This window comes from Streptomyces klenkii (assembly GCF_003626645.1).
Classification (GTDB): domain Bacteria; phylum Actinomycetota; class Actinomycetes; order Streptomycetales; family Streptomycetaceae; genus Streptomyces; species Streptomyces klenkii.
This window is the reverse complement of the sequence record NZ_RBAM01000003.1, coordinates 438614-457834: the sequence shown is the minus strand read 5'-3', so window position 1 is coordinate 457834 and position 19221 is coordinate 438614. Positions and strand designations below refer to the sequence as shown.

General features: G+C 72.0%; 19 protein-coding genes. 9 read left to right on the top strand and 10 right to left on the bottom strand.

What is annotated here, in order from left to right; genetic code table 11:
* Window positions 1-8: 8 nt before the first annotated feature.
* Window positions 9-1034 (bottom strand): heme/hemin ABC transporter substrate-binding protein, encoded by a 1026-nt coding sequence (locus D7231_RS08760; protein ID WP_422396693.1) that lies wholly within the window; start codon window positions 1032-1034, stop codon window positions 9-11.
* Window positions 1035-1184: 150 nt separating this feature from the next.
* Here D7231_RS08760 and D7231_RS08755 point away from each other — a divergent pair, with 150 nt between their 5' ends.
* From D7231_RS08755 to D7231_RS08740, 4 genes are all read left to right on the top strand, one after another.
* On the top strand, window positions 1185-2624 hold the full coding sequence (locus D7231_RS08755; protein WP_120754370.1) for an HtaA domain-containing protein: 1440 nt from the start codon (window positions 1185-1187) through the stop codon (window positions 2622-2624).
* A 71-nt stretch (window positions 2625-2695) separates the two neighbouring features.
* Complete coding sequence (locus D7231_RS08750) at window positions 2696-4303, top strand: HtaA domain-containing protein (RefSeq protein WP_120754369.1); 1608 nt, start codon at window positions 2696-2698, stop codon at window positions 4301-4303.
* A gap of 170 nt (window positions 4304-4473) precedes the next feature.
* The gene (locus D7231_RS08745) at window positions 4474-4884 is read left to right on the top strand and encodes an effector-associated constant component EACC1 (protein ID WP_120754368.1); all 411 of its coding nucleotides are present in this window, start codon (window positions 4474-4476) and stop codon (window positions 4882-4884) included.
* A 20-nt stretch (window positions 4885-4904) separates the two neighbouring features.
* Complete coding sequence (locus D7231_RS08740) at window positions 4905-9419, top strand: caspase, EACC1-associated type (protein ID WP_147449693.1); 4515 nt, start codon at window positions 4905-4907, stop codon at window positions 9417-9419.
* A gap of 10 nt (window positions 9420-9429) precedes the next feature.
* On the opposite strand, the gene D7231_RS08735 is transcribed toward D7231_RS08740, so the two are convergent.
* Entirely contained in the window at window positions 9430-10104 is a 675-nt protein-coding gene (locus D7231_RS08735) for a biliverdin-producing heme oxygenase (protein ID WP_120754366.1), read from the bottom strand.
* Between the two features lie 134 nt (window positions 10105-10238).
* Window positions 10239-11096: a type I methionyl aminopeptidase gene (map, locus tag D7231_RS08730; protein WP_120754365.1), complete on the bottom strand. Its 858-nt coding sequence runs from the start codon at window positions 11094-11096 to the stop codon at window positions 10239-10241.
* Between the two features lie 68 nt (window positions 11097-11164).
* Between map and D7231_RS08725 the strand changes: the two genes are divergently transcribed.
* A complete protein-coding gene (locus tag D7231_RS08725; RefSeq protein WP_120754364.1) occupies window positions 11165-11404 on the top strand; it encodes a hypothetical protein in 240 nt (79 codons plus the stop codon).
* Between the two features lie 155 nt (window positions 11405-11559).
* Here the strand turns inward: D7231_RS08725 and D7231_RS08720 are convergent, their stop codons facing one another.
* The 3 genes from D7231_RS08720 to D7231_RS08710 form a co-directional block, all read right to left on the bottom strand.
* Complete coding sequence (locus D7231_RS08720) at window positions 11560-12885, bottom strand: MFS transporter (RefSeq protein ID WP_277875563.1); 1326 nt, start codon at window positions 12883-12885, stop codon at window positions 11560-11562.
* 79 nt (window positions 12886-12964) lie between these two features.
* A complete protein-coding gene (locus D7231_RS08715; protein WP_120754363.1) occupies window positions 12965-13600 on the bottom strand; it encodes a hypothetical protein in 636 nt (211 codons plus the stop codon).
* Window positions 13601-13683: 83 nt separating this feature from the next.
* Window positions 13684-14385: an NAD(P)-dependent oxidoreductase gene (locus tag D7231_RS08710; protein ID WP_120754362.1), complete on the bottom strand. Its 702-nt coding sequence runs from the start codon at window positions 14383-14385 to the stop codon at window positions 13684-13686.
* Window positions 14386-14500: 115 nt separating this feature from the next.
* On the opposite strand from D7231_RS08710, the gene D7231_RS08705 reads away from it, so the two are divergent.
* The 4 genes from D7231_RS08705 to D7231_RS08690 all read left to right on the top strand — a co-directional run bounded on the left by D7231_RS08705 (window position 14501) and on the right by D7231_RS08690 (window position 17015).
* Window positions 14501-15214, top strand: a complete 714-nt coding sequence (locus tag D7231_RS08705) for a TetR/AcrR family transcriptional regulator (RefSeq protein ID WP_120754361.1) — start codon at window positions 14501-14503, stop codon at window positions 15212-15214.
* A 115-nt stretch (window positions 15215-15329) separates the two neighbouring features.
* Window positions 15330-16142 carry a helix-turn-helix domain-containing protein gene (locus D7231_RS08700; RefSeq protein WP_324197037.1) on the top strand — a complete coding sequence of 271 codons (813 nt, stop codon included), beginning with the start codon at window positions 15330-15332 and terminating at the stop codon, window positions 16140-16142.
* Window positions 16139-16381: a DUF397 domain-containing protein gene (locus D7231_RS08695; RefSeq protein ID WP_120754359.1), complete on the top strand. Its 243-nt coding sequence runs from the start codon at window positions 16139-16141 to the stop codon at window positions 16379-16381. The genes D7231_RS08700 and D7231_RS08695 overlap by 4 nt, the downstream gene beginning before the upstream one ends.
* Before the next feature lie 226 nt (window positions 16382-16607).
* On the top strand, window positions 16608-17015 hold the full coding sequence (locus D7231_RS08690; protein WP_120754358.1) for a helix-turn-helix domain-containing protein: 408 nt from the start codon (window positions 16608-16610) through the stop codon (window positions 17013-17015).
* Window positions 17016-17106: 91 nt separating this feature from the next.
* On the opposite strand, the gene D7231_RS08685 is transcribed toward D7231_RS08690, so the two are convergent.
* The 4 genes from D7231_RS08685 to D7231_RS08670 all read right to left on the bottom strand — a co-directional run bounded on the left by D7231_RS08685 (window position 17107) and on the right by D7231_RS08670 (window position 19163).
* Window positions 17107-17712 carry a ClpP family protease gene (locus tag D7231_RS08685; RefSeq protein WP_120754357.1) on the bottom strand — a complete coding sequence of 202 codons (606 nt, stop codon included), beginning with the start codon at window positions 17710-17712 and terminating at the stop codon, window positions 17107-17109.
* A gap of 20 nt (window positions 17713-17732) precedes the next feature.
* Window positions 17733-18368: a ClpP family protease gene (locus D7231_RS08680; RefSeq protein ID WP_120754356.1), complete on the bottom strand. Its 636-nt coding sequence runs from the start codon at window positions 18366-18368 to the stop codon at window positions 17733-17735.
* 145 nt (window positions 18369-18513) lie between these two features.
* Window positions 18514-18816 carry a hypothetical protein gene (locus tag D7231_RS08675; protein ID WP_241999619.1) on the bottom strand — a complete coding sequence of 101 codons (303 nt, stop codon included), beginning with the start codon at window positions 18814-18816 and terminating at the stop codon, window positions 18514-18516.
* On the bottom strand, window positions 18813-19163 hold the full coding sequence (locus tag D7231_RS08670) for a DUF6247 family protein (protein WP_120754355.1): 351 nt from the start codon (window positions 19161-19163) through the stop codon (window positions 18813-18815). Before D7231_RS08670 ends, D7231_RS08675 begins: the two co-directional genes overlap by 4 nt.
* Between the last annotated feature and the right edge of the window lie 58 nt (window positions 19164-19221).

Genomic DNA, 19221 nt, shown 5'->3' with positions numbered 1-19221 from the left:
GGCTCACGTCACTTCCCGCCGTGGATCTGCTCGACGAGGGAGGCGAGGACCGTGTCCGTGCGCGGGCCGAAGTTCAGCAGGACGCCGTCGTCCACGGAGGCGACGCGGCGGTCCAGGCCGGCCGGCGTCTGCCCGACGCCGGGGATCTTCACCAGGCCGTCCACGCCGCCGACGGAGGCGAGGCCCTTGCTCATGACGAGGATGACGTCCGGCGCGGCCTTGGCGAGGGCCTCGCTCGTCAGCGGCGTGAAGTCCTTCTTCAGCCCGGACTCCTTGCCCGCGTCCACCCCGCCCGCGGCCTCGATGAGCGAGTCCGCGCCGGAGCCGGCCCCGCCGAGGAGGTAGACGGAGGCCGTGCCGCGCAGGTAGAGGAAGGCGACGCGGGGCTTCTTGCCGCCGCCGTGCGGGACGGCCCCCGCGGCCTTGTCCAGCCGCTGCTCCGTACGGCGGTTGAGCTCCTCGCCGGCCGCGGGGACGCCGAGGGAAGCGGCCACCTTGGTGATGCGGGGCCCGACGTCGGCGAGCTTGCGGGCCGGGTCGAGGACGACGAGGGGGACCCCGGCGGCGCGGATCTGCTCGACGGCCTCCGCGGGCCCCGTCGTGGTCTCGGCCAGCACGAGCGTGGGCTTGAGCGAGAGGACGCTCTCGGCCGAGACGTCGTGGGCGCGGGTGACCACGGGCAACTTGGCCGCCTGCTCGAAGGTGGCGGTGACGTCGCGGGCGACGACCCGGTCGCCGAGGCCGAGGGTGAAGACGATCTCGGACAGCGCACCGGTGAGCGGAACGATCCGGTCCGTGCTGCGGACGGTGACGTCGTGGCCGTCCGCCGACCGTACGGTGGCGGGTAGTTGCGCCTTGGGGGCGCCGCCGGCGAGTGGCTCGATGCGGTCGGCCGCCGGAGCCTTGGTCGCTGCCGTGGACGCTCCTGAGCTGCTCGAACTCCCCGAGGAGCCGCAGCCGGTGAGGGCCAGGGTGAGCAAAGTGAGCCAAGTGAGCAGTGCGGCGCGTATGCCGGTGCGGGGTGGGGTAGGTATCGCGGCGCCCGCCGACTGCCGTTGAAGCACGGTTGCGTCTGCCTTTCGCTCCGGCCGGGGGTTTCCGACCTGATGGGACATAGCTTAGGTTAGCCTTACCTAAGTCGCCAGGGTGTGGCGCCTGCTGTCCCGCCCGAAAGGGGCCTCTCGATGCTGCCGTCGTCCGGACCTGCCCGCGCCCCCGTCGTCGCCCTGCTGGCGGCGGTGCTGGCGGCGGTGCTGGCGGGGTGGGCGCCCGGGGCGGTGCCGAGCGGGGTCGCGCACGCGGACGGTGCGGCACGGACGGTCTCCGGCGGGCGGCTGGACTGGGGCATCAAGTCCTCCTTCCAGAGCTACGTCACCGGCCCCATCGCCCAGGGGCGCTCGGACCTCCAGGGCGGCGCCGCCACGATCGGCGGCAGCCGGTTCCGCTTCCACTCCGCCAAGGGCAGCTACGACGCGGGCAGCGGAGCGTTCGAGGCCGGCTTCTCGGGCGGCGTGCACTTCACGGGCCACAAGAAGCCCGACGGCTCGTACGAACTCGACCTCACCATCAGCCGCCCGGCCGTCCGCATCACGGGCGCGAGCGGCACGCTCTACGCCGACATGGTCAGCAAGGCGAAGGGCTCGGGCGAGGTCACCCGCGCCTCGCAAGTGCCGCTGGCCGCGCTCGACCTGAAGGGCGTGAACATGCGCGGCGCGGGGTCGGCCGTCTCCCTCGCCAACGTCCCCGCGACGCTCACGGCCGACGGCGCGAAGGCCTTCGCGGGCTATTACGCGGCCGGTACGGCGCTGGACCCGGTTGCGCTGTCGGCGGACGTGCTGGCCGAGGCGGGCGCGTCGTCGGCCCCGCCGAGCCCGTCGGGCAGCCCCGGGAAAAAGGACGCCCCCAAGGGCGAGTTCACCGGCGCGGCCGTCGACTGGGGCGTGCGCCGCACCTTCCGCGAATACGTCACCGGATCCATCGCCCAGGGCTCCTGGAAGCTGGCCGACGGCGCCCAGGACGGCGGCGCGCTCTTCCGCTTCCCAGCGGGCAAGGGCGCGTACGACGAGGCGGCGCACACCCTTGACGCCGCGTTCACCGGCACGGTCCGCTTCACCGGCAACCATCTTGACCTGGCCCTGAGTGCGGTCAAGGTGAGGGCCGAGGACGGCAAGGGGACGCTGGCGGCGGATGTCGCGAGCGGCGGCGCCGAGCCGCGCCGGAACGTTCCGCTCGTCACCTTCGACGCGTCCGGCCTGAAGGAGAAGGACGGCCTCGCCGCCGTCACCGAGGCCCCGGCCAAGCTCACCGCCGACGGTGCGAAGGCGTTCGGCGGCATGTACCAGGAGGGCGCGGAGATGGACCCCGTCTCTCTGGCCGTCCCTCTGGACGCGAAGGCGAAGCTTCCGCCGCTGCCGGACCTGGGCAAGGCGCCGGCGCCGGCCGAGGGCGACCCGACGGCGGGTCAAAAGGCGGATTCCGGCCGTAAGGTGGCCACAAAAAGTGCAACCGATACCTCTTCCACCTCGTCCTTCCCGGTGCTTCCGGTAGCGGCGGGTGGCGCGGGCGTCGTCGTGGTGGCCGCGGCCACCCTCGTCGTCCTGCGCCGCCGCCGGTCCGCCGGCTGAACTCGTTACGGCTCCGCGCCGGCTGCGGCGCGCTCTTTCTTCTCTTGCTCTAGCTAAGGAGACAACCGACGATGACCGTCACCTCCCGCCGGGCGCTTGCCGCGCTCGCCACGGCGACCGTGCTGGGCGCTTCGGCGCTGGCCGTGCCCGCGTTCGCGGCGGATGCGCCCGGCAAGACCGGCGAGGCCCCGAAGACGGTGCTCAAGGAGGGCACGCTGGAGTGGGGCGTGAAGGAATCCTTCCGGAAGTACCTCATGAAGCCACTCGCCCATGGCGAGATCAAGGTCGCCGATGGCGCGAAGCAGGCGGAGAAGAACGGCGTCTTCACCTTCACCGGAGGTGAGGGCAAACAGGATCCCTCGTCGCAGTCCATAGCCGCCACCTTCAAGGGCGGCGTGCACTTCCTCGGTCATCCCAGGCATGGCAGTGCGGGCTTCGACCTCGACATCACGCTCGCCGACCTGAAGGTCGTCACCGACGCGAAGAGCGGTGGCAAGAAGGGCAGCATCACCGCGGACGTCACTGCGGGCGACGGGAAGAAGCAGGACGACGTGCCGATCGCCGCGCTCGACCTGTCGGGTGTCAAGCCCGTGGACGGCGCGGACGGTGCGAAGACCTACGCGAAGATACCGGCGAAGCTCACGGCGGAGGGCGCGAAGGTCTTCACCTACGACGGAAATCCGTACTACGACGAGGGCGAGGATCTCGACCCGGCCACACTCTCGGTGAAGGAATCCGCCGAAGAGCCCTCGAAGAAGGACGAGGGCACGCAGACGGACGAAGGTGCCAAGTCCGGCGAGGGTTCCAAGTCCGGCGAGGGTACGAAGACGGGCGAGGGCTCGAAGACGGAGAACAAGACCGGGACGGCCATCGTCGACGGCAACCTCGACTGGGGCGTGAAGAAGAAGTTCCGTGAATACCTTGCCAAGCCGGCCACCGAGGGCAGGACCGAGGTCTCGGACGGCACTCAGAAGTCCGGTGACAACTTCCGTTTCGTCCAGGGCAAGGGGTCGTACGACGCCACGGCGGGCACCCTCAACGCCACGTTCGCCGGTTCGGTGCGCTTCACGGGTCACAAGGGGCAGATGGACCTGAAGTTCAGCAACTTCAAGGTGACGGCGCAGACGTCCGGCAAGAACGGCACGCTCAGCGCGGACGTCAGCGCCAAGGACCCGGAGACCGGAAAGACGAACGTCACCACGGGCATGCCACTTGCCAAGCTGCAACTCACTGCGGACGCGCTCAAGGCCAAGGACGGCATTGTCTCCCTCTGGGGCACCCCGGCCACGCTCACAGCAGAGGGGGCGAAGGTCTTCAGGAACTACGAGACGGGTGAAGCCCTCGACCCGGTGACGGTCAGGGTCGCCGTCGACAAGAACGCGAAGCTTCCGACGGACCAGGCCCCCACGGGCTCGGACTCCGGCACCGGTAGCGGCACCGGCACCACCGGCAGCACCGGTAGCGGCACCACCGCCACCAACACCGCCAACGCCACCACCGGCGGCGGAGCCGCAACCACCGGTGGTGGAACCGGAACCGGTGATACCACCCCCCTCGCCAGCACCGGTGCCAGCACCCCCACCGGCCCCCTCCTCGGCGCCGCAGGCGCCCTCGTGCTGGCCGGTGGCGGGGCCGTGTTCGCCACGCGCCGCCGCGGCCGCGGGCCCGCGCAGGGCTGAGCCGAGCCGCCCACAGACCGGCGTCCCCTGCCTTCACCGGCCCCGGCAGGGGGCGCCGCCGTGTGTGATGGGCAACCGTGACCGAACTTCCTTTCTGCGGCACGGCGTTGCGGTGTAGCGTCACAGCCCTCGGCAGTCACGTGAGGCGTGAGAGGGGCAGTGAGCGCACAGTGAAGGCAACGCTGACGGTCAGCAGCCCGGGCACCGGCCCGGGCCCCGGCCCCGGCGGAGGCGTGAACGACCTCCGCCGCTGGCTGCAACGCCACCCGGAGTTGCGGGCGCACATCCGGCAGGAGCCCGCCCCCGAGCCCGCCCCCGGCACCATGGGCGCGGCGTCCGAGATCCTCACCCTCGTGCTCGCCCCCGGCGGGGTGACCGTCGCGCTGTCGGCCGCGGTCGTCGCCTGGTTGCAGAACCGCCGCGGCAACCAGACCGTCACGATCACCCTGCCCGACGGCACGCAGGTCACCGTCGCCTCCGAGAGGGTGCGCGATCTGAGCGCCCGGGACAGCGGCGAGCTGGCCCAGCGCCTGGCCGAGGCCCTCCAGCGAGGCGAACTGCCCCCGGCGGACGGGTCCTGACCTCCGTGGACGAGGGGCCCGTGAGAGAGCTGACCGGCCCCGACTGCCACGCCCTCGTGGTCGGTACGGGCCGGCACCCCGCCGGCGCCCGGCTCGCCGGCCTGCCGAGCGCCGCCCGCTCCGCCACCGCCCTCGCCGAAGCGCTCCGCTCGGCGTGCGGCATGGCGGACGACGGCGGCGACCGCGTCACCCTGATCACCGACCCGGCCGGCCCGTCGGACGTCCTGGCCGCCATGGAGGCCGTCACCGCCCGCGCGGAAGGCGGCGTCGTCCTCTTCTGCTTCGTCGGCCACGGACTCCTCGGCCCGGCCGAGCAGCTGTATCTCGCCACCTCGGCCTGCACGTCGGCGCACAGCACCGCCCACGCCGTCCCGTACGCCGAGATCAGGAACCTGCTGAGCTCCTCCGCCGCCCGCCCCGTGGTGGTCCTGGACTGCTGCTTCTCCGGGCTCGCGGAGGCCGTCCGGCAGGGCCCGCGCCGCGACCCGTACGTCTCGGCCCGCCCCGACGGCAGCTTCCTCCTGGCCTCCGCCACGCACTACGCCGCGGCCTTCGCCCCCGAGGGCGAGGAGCACACGCTGTTCAGCGGCGAACTCCTGCGCCTGCTGCGCGAGGGCGACGCGGGCGGCCCGAAGTGGTTCACGCTCGCCGACCTCTACCGCCACCTCGACCGCCGCCTCCAGGGCGCGCCCGCCCGTCCGCACTCCGGCAGCGTCGGCCGGATCGGCGACCTCGTCCTCGCCCGCAACCCCCGCTACGCGCCCGCGGCCGGGCCCGGCCCGGAGCCCCCGCAGTCCGACGGCCCGTGCCCGTACCCCGGGATGCGCCCCTTCCAGGCCGAGCAGCGCCACTTGTTCTTCGGCCGCGAGAAGCTCACCCGGGCCCTGCTCGACCGCGTGACCGCTGCCGGACCCGGCGGCCCCGTCGTCCTCGTGGGCCCCTCCGGGGTCGGCAAGTCCTCGCTCCTGCGGGCCGGGCTCGGCGCCGCCCTGGACGGTACGGGGCCGGGCCCCGTGCTGCTCGTGCCCGCGCCCGGCGCCCGCCCCTTCCACACGCTCACCGAGGCCTGGGCCGACGCCACGGGCCGCCCGTTCGGCGAGGTCGAACGGGACCTGGGCGCCGGGCGGTTCGGCGGCCCGGCGGACGGCGGACGCCCGCCGGGCGTCCTCGTCGTCGACCAGCTCGAAGAGATCTTCACGCACTGCGAGGACGCGGAGGAGCGCGAGCTGTTCATCCGGGCCCTCACCGGCGCGGAGGGCGCCCCCGGCCCCCGCATCGTCCTCGGCCTGCGCGCCGACTACTACGGCCACTGCCTGCGCGACCCCAGGCTCTCCCGGCTCGTGCAGGACGGGCAGTTCACCGTCCCGCCGATGACCGACGGCGAACTGCGCGAGGCCGTCGAACGGCCCGCCGCGTACGCCGGGCTGAGCCTGGAGGACGGCCTGGCCGGTCACCTGCTGCGGGAGCTGAAGGACGAGCACGCCGGCCCCGGCGAGGCCATCGCCCTGCCGTTCCTCGCCCACGCCCTCCAGGAGACCTGGGCCCGCCGCCACGGCGACCGGCTGACCTTCGCCGGCTACCAGGCCACCGGAGGCATCCGCGCCTCCGTCGGCAACACCGCCGAACACATCCACGACGCCCTCGACGCCGACGGCCGGCGCGCCTTACGCGAACTCCTGCTGCGCATGGTGCGGCTGGTGGACGGCGACGGCAAGGCCGTACGGCGCCGGGTCCGCACCGGCGAGCTCGGCAGCCACGCGGAGCTGCTCGGCCGCCTCGCCGACGCCCGCCTGGCCGTCGTCGACGACGGCCAGGCCCAGCTCTGCCACGACTCCCTGCTCCACGGCTGGCCCCGGCTCCGCGACTGGATCAACGCCGACCTCGACGGGCTGCTGGTGCGCCGCAGGCTGGACGACGCCGCCGACGCCTGGGCCGAAGCGGGCCGCCCCTCCAGCGGCCTGTACGCGGGCAAGCACCTGGCGGCGGCCCGCTCCCTGACGGCCGGCGATGACGGGCTCGGGCGGCAGCTGCCGCTGCGCCCGGTGGAGCAGGACTTCCTCGCGGCGAGCGGCCGCGCCCAGCGGCGCCGCAAGACAGCCCAGCGGGCGGGCCTCGCGATCGTCGTCGTCCTCGCGGTCCTCGCGTCCACGCTCGCGGTCCTGGCGCGGGGCGCGCAGCACCGTGCCGAGGACCGGGAGTCGGTGCTGCTCTCCCGTCAACTGGCAGCCAAGGCCGACGCGCTGCGCGAGCGCGATCCCCTGACGGCGTTCCGGCTGAGCCTCGCCTCCTACCGCCTGGCGAAGACCCCCGAGAGCCGGTCGAGCCTGTACGCCGCACAGATGTCCCGGGTGCCCGTGGACCTCAAGGGGACGGGCGAGCCCGTGCTCCACATCGCGTACAGCGGGGACGGCAAGGTGCTGGTGACGAGCCAGCGCGGCGGCCGGGTGCAACTGTGGGACGTGAGCCGCCCGACCGCCCCGCGCAAGGCCGCCGCCCTGGACCTCGGCTCCACGGCGGCCGTCGCCTTCCACCCCCGTACGCGCTTGCTGGCCGCGCAGACGCCCGGCGGGTTCGCGGTGTGGGACACCACCGACCCGCAGAGCCCGCGCCGCCTCGCCGCGCGCGGAGCACCCGGCGGGGCCGCGTCCTCGCTGGCCTTCAGCCCCGACAGCAGGACGGTGGCGGCGGGCCTGGAGAAGGGCCGGCTCCTGCTCTGGGACCTCGCCGACCCCGCCCGGCCGGAGCTGCGCACCGACCGGACGGTCGCCGAACAGGACGTGGTGTCGGTCGCGTTCAACCGGGACGGCCGGCTGCTGGCCGTGAGCAGCGGCACGCTGGGCGCGGCTGACGGGTCCGGCGGGTCGGGTGCGGTCGGACTGTGGGACGTACGGGATCCGGCCCGGCCCGCCCTGAAGGACACGGCGACGACCGGGACGGCGACGAGGGTCGCGTTCCACCCGCGGCGCGATCTGCTCGCGGGGGCGAGCCGGAAGAGTGACTTGTCCGGGTGGACGGTGGAGGGAGGCGAGCGGCTGAAGTCCCTCGCGCCGGCCAAGACCTACCCGTACTGGAAGTTCGACGACCTGCCCGGCCTCGGCTTCAGCAAGGACGGCGCCATCCTGGCGGGGGCGGCTGATCAGAGCTCCGGAAAGGCGGCGCCCAGCGCATTGTTCCTGCGGAGCGTCGGGGACAAGGACTCCGCGCTCTTCGACACCCTCGCGGAGGGCAACCCCCTGCCGGTGAGCGCGCCCGCCCGGACCGTCGCCTGGGATCCCGGAGGCGCCTACCTCGCCGCAGGAGGGGACGAGGGCACGGTACGGCTGTGGCCGCAGCGCCCGCCCGCCCCGGCGGCCCTCGGCTCCCTGCCTTACGCCGATATGGGGACCAGCCCCATCAGCCCCGACGGCACCCTCATGATCACGGAGGAGCGGACGAGAGGCTCGGAGGAGGCGACGAGCCGGGTGTGGGACGTCAGCCGCTGGACGGCGCCGCGGCTGAAGTTCACGCTCCCGCAGGACTGGGAGGCCCGGAACTTCCTGCCCGCCACGTCCCTCTTCCTGGCCCACAAGTGGACGAGGAGCACCAACGAGCACGTCTTCCGCCTGTGGGACATGAGCGGGCCCGGCGCCCCGGTCCAGGGCGGCGACATCACCCTCACCGCCCCGGACGTGAACGTCGGCTTCAGCCCCGACGGCCGGCTGCTGGCCCTCGGGCGGACGTTCGACCACCGCATCGAGCTGTGGGACGTGAGCAAGCCGCGCACGCCCGTCCGGCGGTCGGTGTTCGAGGGCAGCACGAAGGACTTCACGTCGAGCATCTGGTTCCTGACCGACCGGGTCGTCGAGACCCCGGAGGAGAACGGAAAGGTGCAGCTCTGGGACGTCTCCGACCCCGGCCGCCCCCGGCGGGCGGGAGCTGTCACGGGCATGAAGCCCGACGGGAGGATCGGCTTCGGGAACCCCGGCACCCGGCCCCTCCTGCTGACGGAGATGCCCGGCCGGACCTGGGCGATATGGGACCTGTCCGACCCCGACCGGCCGCGGCGGGGCGGCTCGCTGCCGCTCGGCGTGAACGGCTATCAGACGATCGGCGGTGACATGCTGGCGGCCGTCGACCGGAACAACACCCTTCAGTTCTGGGACGTGAAGGACTTCCGGAACCCTCGTAAGACGCGCACCATGCCCCTGGAGCCGGGCGAGAACCAAGCCGACATCGACAGGGGCTTCGGCCGCGGCCGGGCCCTGACGGGCAAGAAGCCGTACCGGATCTGGGACATCGGGCCCGGCGGGGACTGGCGCACGCCCTACTTCGCCGCGCTGCCGGAGGCGAGCCGCGTCGTCCTCTTCCCGGACCGGCGGCCCCTCATCGCGATCTCGACCGGGAAGAGCGGCTACGAGGCGGGCACGCTGACGTTCCTCCTGCACCCCGACACCGACCGGCTCTACGCGGACCTGTGCCGGACCTCCCCGGCGAGCGTGCCCGAGGAGGACTGGAAGAACCTCTTCTCCGACGTGGCCTACCAGCGCTCCTGCTAGGCCGCTCCCGTCAGGCGCTGAGCGGGAACTCCCGCCCCAGGTCCTGGAAAACCGCCGTGTTCAGCGCGAAGGCGCGCTTGCACTCGTCCACCACGCGCTGCTTCTCCAGGTCGTCCACCGGCAGGGCGTCCAGCAGCTCGCGGTACTCGCGCTTGAAGGCGGCCGGGTTGGCTATGGCCTCGAAGACGTAGAAGCGCACGCCGTCGCCCTTGCGGGCGAAGCCCCACGTCTTCTCGGCGGTGCCGCGGATGATCTGGCCGCCGGAGAGGTCGCCCAGATAGCGCGTGTAGTGGTGGGCGACGTAGCCCGCGGGCCAGTCGCGCGCGCACTCCTCGATCCGGGCCGCGTACCGCGCCGTGGCGGGCAGCGGCGTGAGGCCGCCGCGCCAGTCCGGGCCGCCGAGATGCGCCAGGTCGCGCTCCAGCTCCGCGGTGCGGGCCAGCGCGGGGAGCAGGAAGGGCCCGGCCACGGGATCCTCCGCGAGGGCCGCGGAGGCCGACTCCAGGGCGCGGTAGACGAACCAGAGCTGCTCGGTGTAGCGGCGGTAGGCGTCGACGCCGAGGCGGCCGCCGAGCATGTCGCTCATGAACGTGGAGTTCTCCGCCTCCGTGTGCTGCTCGTGCGAGGCATTGCGGATCAGCGCGGAGAACGGCGTGCTGGCGGCGGTGCTGGCGGACACGTCCAAGGCGGACCTCCGGATGGCCGAGGGGACGGGCGTGGCGACGAGAAGCCATCCTGCTACTTAGGCTTACCTAAGTCAATGACTTCCCGACGGCCCGTCGGTAAAACGTTAGCGCCCGGACGCCCGCCCCGCAGCACCTACGGAAGGGTGAGGACCTCCGCGCCCGTGTCCGTCACCACCAGCGTGTGCTCGAACTGCGCCGTCCGCTTCCGGTCCTTCGTGACGACCGTCCACCCGTCCTCCCACATGTCGTACTCGTACGTCCCGAGCGTCAGCATCGGCTCGATCGTGAACGTCATGCCGGGCTGGATCAGGGTGTCGTGGTGCGGGCTGTCGTAGTGCGGGACGATCAGGCCGGAGTGGAAGGACGAGTTGATGCCGTGGCCCGTGAAGTCACGGACGACGCCGTAGCCGAAGCGCTTGGCGTACGACTCGATGACCCGGCCGATGATGTTGATCCGGCGCCCCGGCTTGACCGCCTTGATCGCGCGGTTCAGCGCCTCCTGCGTCCGCTCGACGAGCAGGCGCGACTCCTCGTCCACGTCACCGCACAGGTAAGTGGCGTTGTTGTCGCCGTGGACGCCGCCGATGTACGCCGTGACGTCCAGGTTCACGATGTCGCCGTCGCGCATGACGGTCGAGTCGGGGATGCCGTGGCAGATGACCTCGTTGATCGACGCGCACAGCGACTTCGGGAAGCCGCGGTAGCCGAGCGTGGAGGGGTAGGCGCCGTGGTCGCACATGTACTCGTGCGCGACGCGGTCCAGCTCGTCCGTCGTCACGCCCGGGGCGATCAGCTTGGCCGCCTCCTCCATCGCCCGCGCGGCGATGCGCCCCGCGACGCGCATCCGCTCGATCGTCTCCGCGTCCTGGACCTCCGGGCCGGAGTACGGGGTGGGCGCCGCCTTCCCGACGTACTCGGGCCGCGCGATGGAGGCGGGGACGGGGCGGGTGGGGGACAGGGTCCCCGGCGTGAGAAGCGACTGGCCAGACATGTCAGCGAGTGTAGCCAGGGCCCATCGGGGAGCATGTGGGCGAGAGAACGGATGTGAGGGAGATCCCGATGGCCCTGTTCAAGAAGCGCCCGGAGGGCAAGCCGGGCGAGTGGTACTACTGCCTGAAGCACGGCACGGTCGAGGAGGGCCCGGAGTGCCGCGCCGCGGACCGGCTGGGCCCGTACGACACGCGCGAGGAGGCGTCCCACGCGATGGAGACGGCGCGCGAGCGGAACGAGGAATGGCGGACGGATCCGCGCTGGAACGATGACGCGGACGCCGGCGGCGAGGGCCCGAAGGCGGGCTGAGGCCGGTCCGGCACCGCCGGGCCCCCTGGTGGGGGTTGCGCGCCGTCGCGGCGGGAATCTCTTGCCTGCGGCAAGAAACGCAGTGCGGTTGAAAGGCCTCGCCTTTCACTCCCGCCGCGACGGCGCTAAGCCCCCACCGGCGTGACCGGCGGTGCCTAAGCGGCCTCGGCCACTACGTCCGCGGCAGCCTTCACGCGCCGCATCCGCGCCGCGTGCTCGTCCGTCCGCTGGTCGTACGACATCAGCTTCGGCAGCGACGCGGCCAGCAGCCCCACCGACGCCACGCACGCCAGCCCGCCGGCCCACACCGAGGCCCGCACGTTCGTCAGGGACGCCATGCCGCCCGCCCGGACCTGGCCCAGCTGCGGGCCGATCGAGTACGAGAGCATCTCGATCCCGGCCAGCCGGCCCCGCAGCTCGTCCGGGATCGTCTGGTCCCAGATCGCCGACCGGAACAGGCCGCTCACCATGTCGCAGCCGCCCGCCACCGCCAGGAACAGCAGCACCAGCCACACGTTGCCCAGCCAGCCCGCGACGGCCATCGCCGCGCCCCAGCCCAGCGCCGCGTAGACGACCATCCGGCCGTGCCGGTGGACCCGCGACGCCCAGCCGCTGGTCAGGCTCACCACCAGGGAGCCCACCGCGCCCGCCGCGTACATCAGGCCCAGCGCCCACGGCGCGCCCAGATCGTCGGCGAGGAACGGGAAGATCGCCGTGGGGAACGCGAACAGCATCGCCGCCATGTCGATCACGTACGTGCCGAGCAGCTCCTTGCGGCTCCACGCGTACTGCGCGCCCTCCCATATGCCGCGCAACGACGGCTTGTCGGCTTCGCGCGCGGCCGGGGAGGGAGCGAGCCCGAAGAGCAGCAGGGCGGAGACCGCGTACGAGACGACGTCCAGCGCGTACGCCCACGGCAGGCCCGCGAACGCGATGAGCACGCCCGCCAGGGACGGGCCGGCGATGGCGCCGACCTGCCAGCGCATCGAGTTCAGCGCGATCGCCGCGGGCAGCTGGTCGTGCGCGACGACGCGCGGCACGATCGCCTGCATCGCCGGCCGCTGCAACCCGCTCAGCGCGCTGACCAGCGCCGCTACCACGTACAGCGGCCACAGCATGGGGTGCGGCAGGAGGGTGTTGAGGAGCAGGAGCGCGGAGAGGACGCCGAGACCGGCCTCCGTCCACAGGATCAGCTTGCGCCGGTCGACGGCGTCGGCGAGCGCGCCGCCGTAGAGACCGAAGACCACCAGCGGGACCAGCTCGACCACGCCGACCGCACCGACGGCCAGCGCCGACCCGGTCAGCTCCTTGAGCTGGAGCGGTACGGCGATGAACGTCAGGAACGTACCGAAGACGGTGACGAGACCCGCCACCCACATGCGGCGGAAGTCGCGGGAGGAGTGCCAGGGCGTCAGGTCGGGCAACAGGGCACGGAGCCGCCGGGAAGAAGGAGAAAGGGGAGGGGGGTCTTGCGCAGTCACGGAAGACCATGGTCCATAAGCGGAAGACCGGCAGCAAACGCTTTTTCGAAGCTGGTCTTCCGCTTGGAGCCTTATGGGGTTACCAGCGCGGCGGAGGCGGTGCCGCCAGCTGATCGGCGAGCCGCGCCAGCCGGTCCCGGAACCGCCGCCGCCCGCCGCGCGGCGCGGGCAGCCCGTTCTCCCCGGCGGCCGCGCTGACCAGGTGCTGCACGGTGTCGAGATCCAGCTCCGTCCGCGTCGAACACGGCGCGGGCGGCGGCACCGCGAGCTGATCGTGCGCGAGCGCCCGCAGCTCCGCCCCGGCCTCCGCCGGCGCCCCGTCCAGCGACAGCACGGTCGCCCCGCCCCGCCGGGCGTCGTGCACCCGCTCCAGCAGCCCGTCCCCGGGCTCGTCCGCGGTCACCACCAGCAGCGTCTCGCCCCGCCGCGCCGCCTCCAGCCTGCCCAGGCCGACGGACAGGTGCGCGGGGACCCCCGGCGGCACCCGGTGCCGCACCAGCGTCGGCGACAGCTCCGGCAGCCCCGACCACGCCGCCTCGTCATCCAGGTGCGCCGCCAGATGCCACGGCTCGTACCCCTCCGTCCCCACCAGCAACAGCCCCCCGTGCCGCCGCGCCACCGAGGCCCGCAACGCCCCGGCGAACCGGCGCGTGTCCTGCAACCACTCGGTCCCGGCGAGCACTTCCCTCAGCAGTGCGACCCGTACGGCGTCCATACGCCGAGCTTCGCGCAAGGGCGGGGGCGGAAGGGGGAGTTACGGGGGTTCTCACCCATATGAGGGGGGCGCGTAGGAGGGAATCAGTATCCGATCGTGAAGCGGCGCTGCACGAAACGGGGCAGCTCCACCTCGTCGATCAGAGCGACCGCGGCGTCCTCCGCCGAGACCCGGCTGCGCCCGTCGGCATCCCGCACCGCCTGGTCGCCGCCGATCCGGAACCGGCCGGTGCGCTCGCCCGGGGCGATGTCCTCGGCCGGGCTGAAGTAGGTCCAGAGGCGGTTCGACGTCCGCAGGACGTTCAGGCCGTCCCGGGCTCCGCGCACCGCGGCCGCGTACTCCCTGGGCAGCCCGACCTCGTCGAGCGTCCGGTGCAGGTGCTCGCCGGAGTCCGCCAGCACCACGCCGGGCTCCACCTCCAGGCTCCCGGCGCCGCCGATCACGATCAGCCGCGTCCTGGGGTGGCTCTCCAGGGCCTTGAGCAGCGCCCGGGCGGCGGTGGTGTGGACGGTGGGGTCGGCGATGGAGCGCTGGAGGGTGTCTGCCATGTCCTTGGCGGCGTTGCCCGGCTGGAAGCCGCTGATCAGCACGTCCAGACCGGGCAGGACGGCGGCGATGCTCGCCGCGTCGAGGACGTCGACGCTCGCCCACGTCACGTTCGGGCGGCTCTCCTCGATCCGCGAGGCGTCACGGCTGAACGCCGTGACGACATGGCCCCTGCCGAGCGCTTCGGTGACGACGCGGCTGCCGATGGTGCCGGTAGCTCCTATGACTCCGATGTGCATGTTTATCCCCCTTTGGAATGGGTCGGAATGACCCTCTGGGTGACGCCGTGCGGAAACTATACGGCGTGAAGTTTCGATACGGCAATCAATCCAGTGCCCGCTGTAGAGTGACGGCGTGGCGGAGACGAGGACCAGAGGGCGGCGCGAGCGGCTGCGGGCCGAGACGGCGGCCGAAATCAAGGACGTGGCACTGCGGCTGATGGCCTCGGGCGGCCCGGACGCCATCACCCTGCGGGCCATCGCCCGCGAGATGGGCATGACCGCCAACGCCATCTACGGCTACTTCGCCACCCGCGACGACCTGGTCACCGCGCTCATCGACGACGTGTACACCGGACTCGCCGACGCCGTCGACGCCGCGTGGGCCGCCACCGCGGCGGACGATCCGGCCGGCCGCATCCGGGCCTGGGCGCACGCCTTCCGCAACTGGGCCCTCGCCAACCCCGCCGGCTTCCGCCTCATCTACGGCGACCCCGTCCCCGGCTACCAGGCCCCCGAAGGCGGCGCCGCGCCCGATGCCGCGCAACGCGTCTGCACGGGGCTCACGGCGCTCGCGGCCGCGGCTTGGCCGCGGGCCTCGGAGGCCTCCGAGGCCTCCGAGGACTTCCAGTGGTCCGACTTCGACGCCGGCCTCCTCAGCAAGATCCGCCCGGCCTTCCCGGACCTCCCTCCGGCGGCGGTGGCGCTCGCGCTCCGCATCTGGGGACACCTGCACGGCCTGCTCTGCCTGGAGATCTACGGCCACCTGCGCACGCAGATGCTGAACCCGGACAAGCTCTTCCGCGAGGAACTCGCGCAGCTGGTCCGGTCTTTGGGCCTGACCGCCTGACTCCGTCCTGGGTCGTTCACTCACACGTGGGATGCGGGTTCGAACCCGGCCTGTACCGGCCTTGCCCGCCGTAGCGTCCGTTGATACGGACGAGGTACGGGAAGGGCGGGGAACCGTGAACGACAGTGTGCTCTCTCAGCCGCCGATGGCGTGGCGGCTCTGCGGGAACCAGGTCAAGCTGTGGCGCATGGAGGCAGGCGTCTCGCGCGAGGAACTGGGCCGCGAGGCGGGGTACGGGGAGGAGACGGTGAAGTCGATGGAGCAGGGGCGTCGGAAGCCGACGCCGCAGCTGCTCCGGGTAGCGGACGAGATGTGCGGAGCGCGGGGGAAGCTGATCGCGACTCAGGACTACCTACAGCCCGATCGGATGGCCCCTTACGTCCGGGACTTCGTACGCCACGAGTCTGAGGCGGTCGCCCTTCACAACTATCAGCCTCTACTCATTCCGGGTCTGCTCCAGACGGAGGAGACCATGCGCACGCTCTTCTGCACGCATTGGCCGCCGGTGGACGACGCGACGGTCGAGGAGCGAGTCAAGGCCCGGCTGGATCGGCAATCGATCCTCGCCACGCAGACCAAAGCGTTCACGTTCCTCATCGGGGAGCCTGCGCTGCGCAATACGCTCGGCTCCCCCAAGGCGCACAAGAGGCAGCTCCTGCACTTGCTGGAGATGGGCGAGCGGCGAAACGTCGTCATCCAGACCGTGACGTACAACGCGTCGCACCCAGGGCTCGACGGGGCGTTCGTACTGGCGGAGACGCGCGAGCACGAGCATTTCGCTTACGAGGAGGGGCAGACGACAAGTTCGATTCACTCGAACCCGGAGAAGGTCGCTGCCCTCATCCAGAGGCATGCAATGATCGCTCGCCATGCCCTCAGCCCCGAGGAAACCGTACGATTCATCAGGGAGTTGGCAGAGGAACTATGAGCACCGAACTCATATGGTTCAAGTCGAGTTACAGCGGTGGTGCGGCGGGCGAATGCGTCGAGGTCGCCGAATCCTGGCGTAAGTCCAGCCGCAGTGGAACGACGGCCGGAGACTGCGTTGAGGTCGCCCCGTCACCCCGCACCGTCCACGTGCGGGACTCGAAGCGCCCGCAGGGCCCCGCGCTAGCCGTTCCGAACGTCGTGTGGGCCCAGTTCGTTGCCTTTGCATCCGTGGTTTGACTGCGGGTCAGAACAGGCTGGCAGCGGGGGGAGGGGTGGGGGGCTTGGGCACGTCGGGTGCCCGTCGCCCGGCGGCCGACAACCCACCGGGCGTCGGACACCCGAGAACCGCAAGTCCCCTCCCTCCCCTGCTGCCAGCCTGTCTTGACCTCAGCCCATCCCGATTTCGCGGGCGGCAGAATGCCCCAACACCCCCGGACCGTTGCCGTCGTTCTAGGCTGAAGTGGTGACCACCCAAGCGTCAAAGACAGCCGCGGCCACCGCCCACGTGATCCCCCTGCGCCCCGCCGGAGAGCAGCCCCCCGCTCGGGAACCCCTCTGGCGGGACGTCCTCGGGGACGTGCTGCGGCGCGAGCGGCTGGCGCAGAAGCGGACGCTTAAGGACGTGGCCGACGCCGGGCGGATTTCCATGCCGTACCTCTCCGAGGTGGAGCGCGGGCGCAAGGAGGCGTCGTCCGAAGTACTCGCGGCCGCCGCCGCGGCGCTCGGTCTGAGCCTGGCCGAACTCCTCGTGCTGGTGCAGAAGGAACTCATCCGCCTGGCCAGCCGCACGTACACCCGCGTACAGCCCGCCCGCGTGCAACCCGCCCACGCACAGCCCGCCCGCCAGGGCGAAGTGCGCCTCGCAGCCTGACCAACTGCCATCCCGCCCCCGCCCCCGGCGGACTCGGCGGACTCGGCGGCCGCCCACCCCCGTAGCGCGGCCGCCTACCGTCCTCGTCAGCTCAGGCGGGCGTGAGGACCCGCCGACTCAGGACCTCGTCCGCGAGCCCGTACGCCACCGCCTCCTCCGCCGTGAAGACCTTGTCGCGGTCCATGTCGGCCCGCAGGGAGGCGACGTCGTGGCCCGTGTGCCGGGAGAGGACTTCCTCCACCTCTGAGCGGATGCGGAGCATCTCCTTGGCCTGGAGGGTGAGGTCGGAGACCGTGCCCTGCTGGCCGCGGCTCGCGGGCTGGCCGAGCAGGATCCGCGAGTGTTCGAGGACGAAGCGCCGCCCCGGGTCGCCCCCGGCGAGGAGCACGGCCGCGGTGGAGGCGGCCTGGCCGACGCAGAAGGTGGAGATGGGGGCGCGGACGAACGTCATCGTGTCGTAGATCGCCATGAGGGAAGTGAAGGAACCGCCCGGCGAGTTGATGTAGAGGGCGATCTCGGTTTCCGGGCTGGAGGATTCGAGGTGGAGGAGCTGGGCGATGACGACGTTGGCGACGCCGTCGTCGATTTCCGTGCCCAGGAAGATGATGCGCTCGGAAAGCAGCCGGCTGAAGACGTCGTAGGCGCGCTCTCCGTTGGGGGTGCGCTCGACCACGGTCGGGATGGTGTACTGGCTCATGTCGTCAGGTCCTCAGGTCCTCAGAGTCCGATGCGTCGCTTCGTGCCGGCCGGGCGGACGTCGTCGAGGGACGTGACGACGCGGTCGACCATGCCGTACTCCAGGGCCTGCTGGGCGGTGAACCACCGGTCGCGGTCGCTGTCGCGGGAGATGGTCTCGTGGGTCTGGCCGGTGTGCTCGGAGAGGAGGCGCTCGACGGCCTTCTTCGTGAATTCGAGGTTTTCCGCCTGGATGGCGATGTCGGCGGCGGTGCCGCCGATGCCGGCGGACGGCTGGTGCATCATGATGCGCGCGTTCGGCAGGGCGTAGCGCTTGCCCGGTGCGCCCACGGTGAGGAGGAACTGGCCCATGCTGGCGGCGAATCCCATGGCGAGGGTGGAGACGTCGTTGGGGATGAGCCGCATCGTGTCGTAGATCGCCAGCCCGGCCGTGACGGAGCCGCCGGGGCTGTTGATGTAGAGGGCGATGTCCGTACGGGGGTCCTCGGCGGAGAGGAGGAGCAGCTGCGCGCAGACGCGGTTGGCGGAGACCTCGTTCACTTCGGTGCCGAGGACGACGATGCGCTGCGTGAGGAGCAGCGAGGCGAGGTGGTCGTCGAAGCGGGTGGGGGACGGGTCGCCGTCGGTGGCGCGGGGTTCGAGGACGCGTGATGACATCGGGCCTCCTGGGCCGGGGAGTGGAGTGCTGGACGCTGTCCTCCCACTCTCCGGCCCCCGCCACCGCCCCGACAGCCTTCTCTGCCCCCGGCAGATTCGCCGACGGCAGAGCGCTGTCAGACGCCCGTGCGCCCGGGCCTGCCGGTCATTGCCAGAAGAGCTCTTCGACCACGATCTGCGGGTCGGCGGTGCGGCGGATGAAGACGAACCGGGCCCACCCCCGGCTGCTGTCGAAGAAGAGGACGTGGGGGCCTCGGAAGCGGGTGGACCTGGCAGGCTCGACCGGAACGTGCTCTCCGGGCCGGTAAGGGTCCTTGGCGGTGAGGATGTCGATCAAGGATTCCCGGAACCTGTCCCGCACCTCTGCGGGGAGCGAGTCGCGGTACGCACGGGCCGCTTCGACGTAGTCGATCTGCCAAGGCGGGCCCATGAGCCCGTCGTCGCTCACTGACCGGGCTCCGAGTGGCCGGCTTCCCGCCGTAGGTGTGCGGCCTGTTCGAGGAGTGCGCGGGCTTCGGCGATGTCCCCGGCTTCGGCGGCGCGGTCTTCGAGGTCGGTCACCCGGGCGTCCAGCCCGGGGTCGCGGGCGAGGGCGTACTCGGTCCACCAGAGGGCCATGAAGGCCGGCACGCGCGCGAGGTCGTAGGCGTCGGCGATGTCCCGCTTCCAGTGCCGGTCGAAGTCGGCGAGGAGCTGCGGGGCGTGGGCGGCGATCGCTTCCCGGAGGGCCTTCGGGTTGCGTTCGGGCATGGGAGGGATCCCGCCGGGGCGCTGTGCGGCAGACCTGGCGCTCATGCGGCCTTCCTCTGCTCTTCGTCTCTTGCGGAGTTGAGGATCTGGCGGATGCGGGAGT

Excerpts from the sequence above, each read along its gene's own strand:
- D7231_RS08755 (WP_120754370.1), top strand. The coding sequence starts at position 1,185 with ATGCTGCCGTCGTCCGGACCTGCCCGCGCCCCCGTCGTCGCCCTGCTG.
- D7231_RS08750 (WP_120754369.1), top strand. The coding sequence starts at position 2,696 with ATGACCGTCACCTCCCGCCGGGCGCTTGCCGCGCTCGCCACGGCGACC.
- map (WP_120754365.1), bottom strand. The coding sequence starts at position 11,096 with ATGTCTGGCCAGTCGCTTCTCACGCCGGGGACCCTGTCCCCCACCCGC.
- D7231_RS08725 (WP_120754364.1), top strand. The coding sequence starts at position 11,165 with ATGGCCCTGTTCAAGAAGCGCCCGGAGGGCAAGCCGGGCGAGTGGTAC.
- D7231_RS08715 (WP_120754363.1), bottom strand. The coding sequence starts at position 13,600 with ATGGACGCCGTACGGGTCGCACTGCTGAGGGAAGTGCTCGCCGGGACC.
- D7231_RS08710 (WP_120754362.1), bottom strand. The coding sequence starts at position 14,385 with ATGCACATCGGAGTCATAGGAGCTACCGGCACCATCGGCAGCCGCGTC.
- D7231_RS08695 (WP_120754359.1), top strand. The coding sequence starts at position 16,139 with ATGAGCACCGAACTCATATGGTTCAAGTCGAGTTACAGCGGTGGTGCG.
- D7231_RS08685 (WP_120754357.1), bottom strand. The coding sequence starts at position 17,712 with ATGAGCCAGTACACCATCCCGACCGTGGTCGAGCGCACCCCCAACGGA.
- D7231_RS08680 (WP_120754356.1), bottom strand. The coding sequence starts at position 18,368 with ATGTCATCACGCGTCCTCGAACCCCGCGCCACCGACGGCGACCCGTCC.
- D7231_RS08670 (WP_120754355.1), bottom strand. The coding sequence starts at position 19,163 with ATGAGCGCCAGGTCTGCCGCACAGCGCCCCGGCGGGATCCCTCCCATG.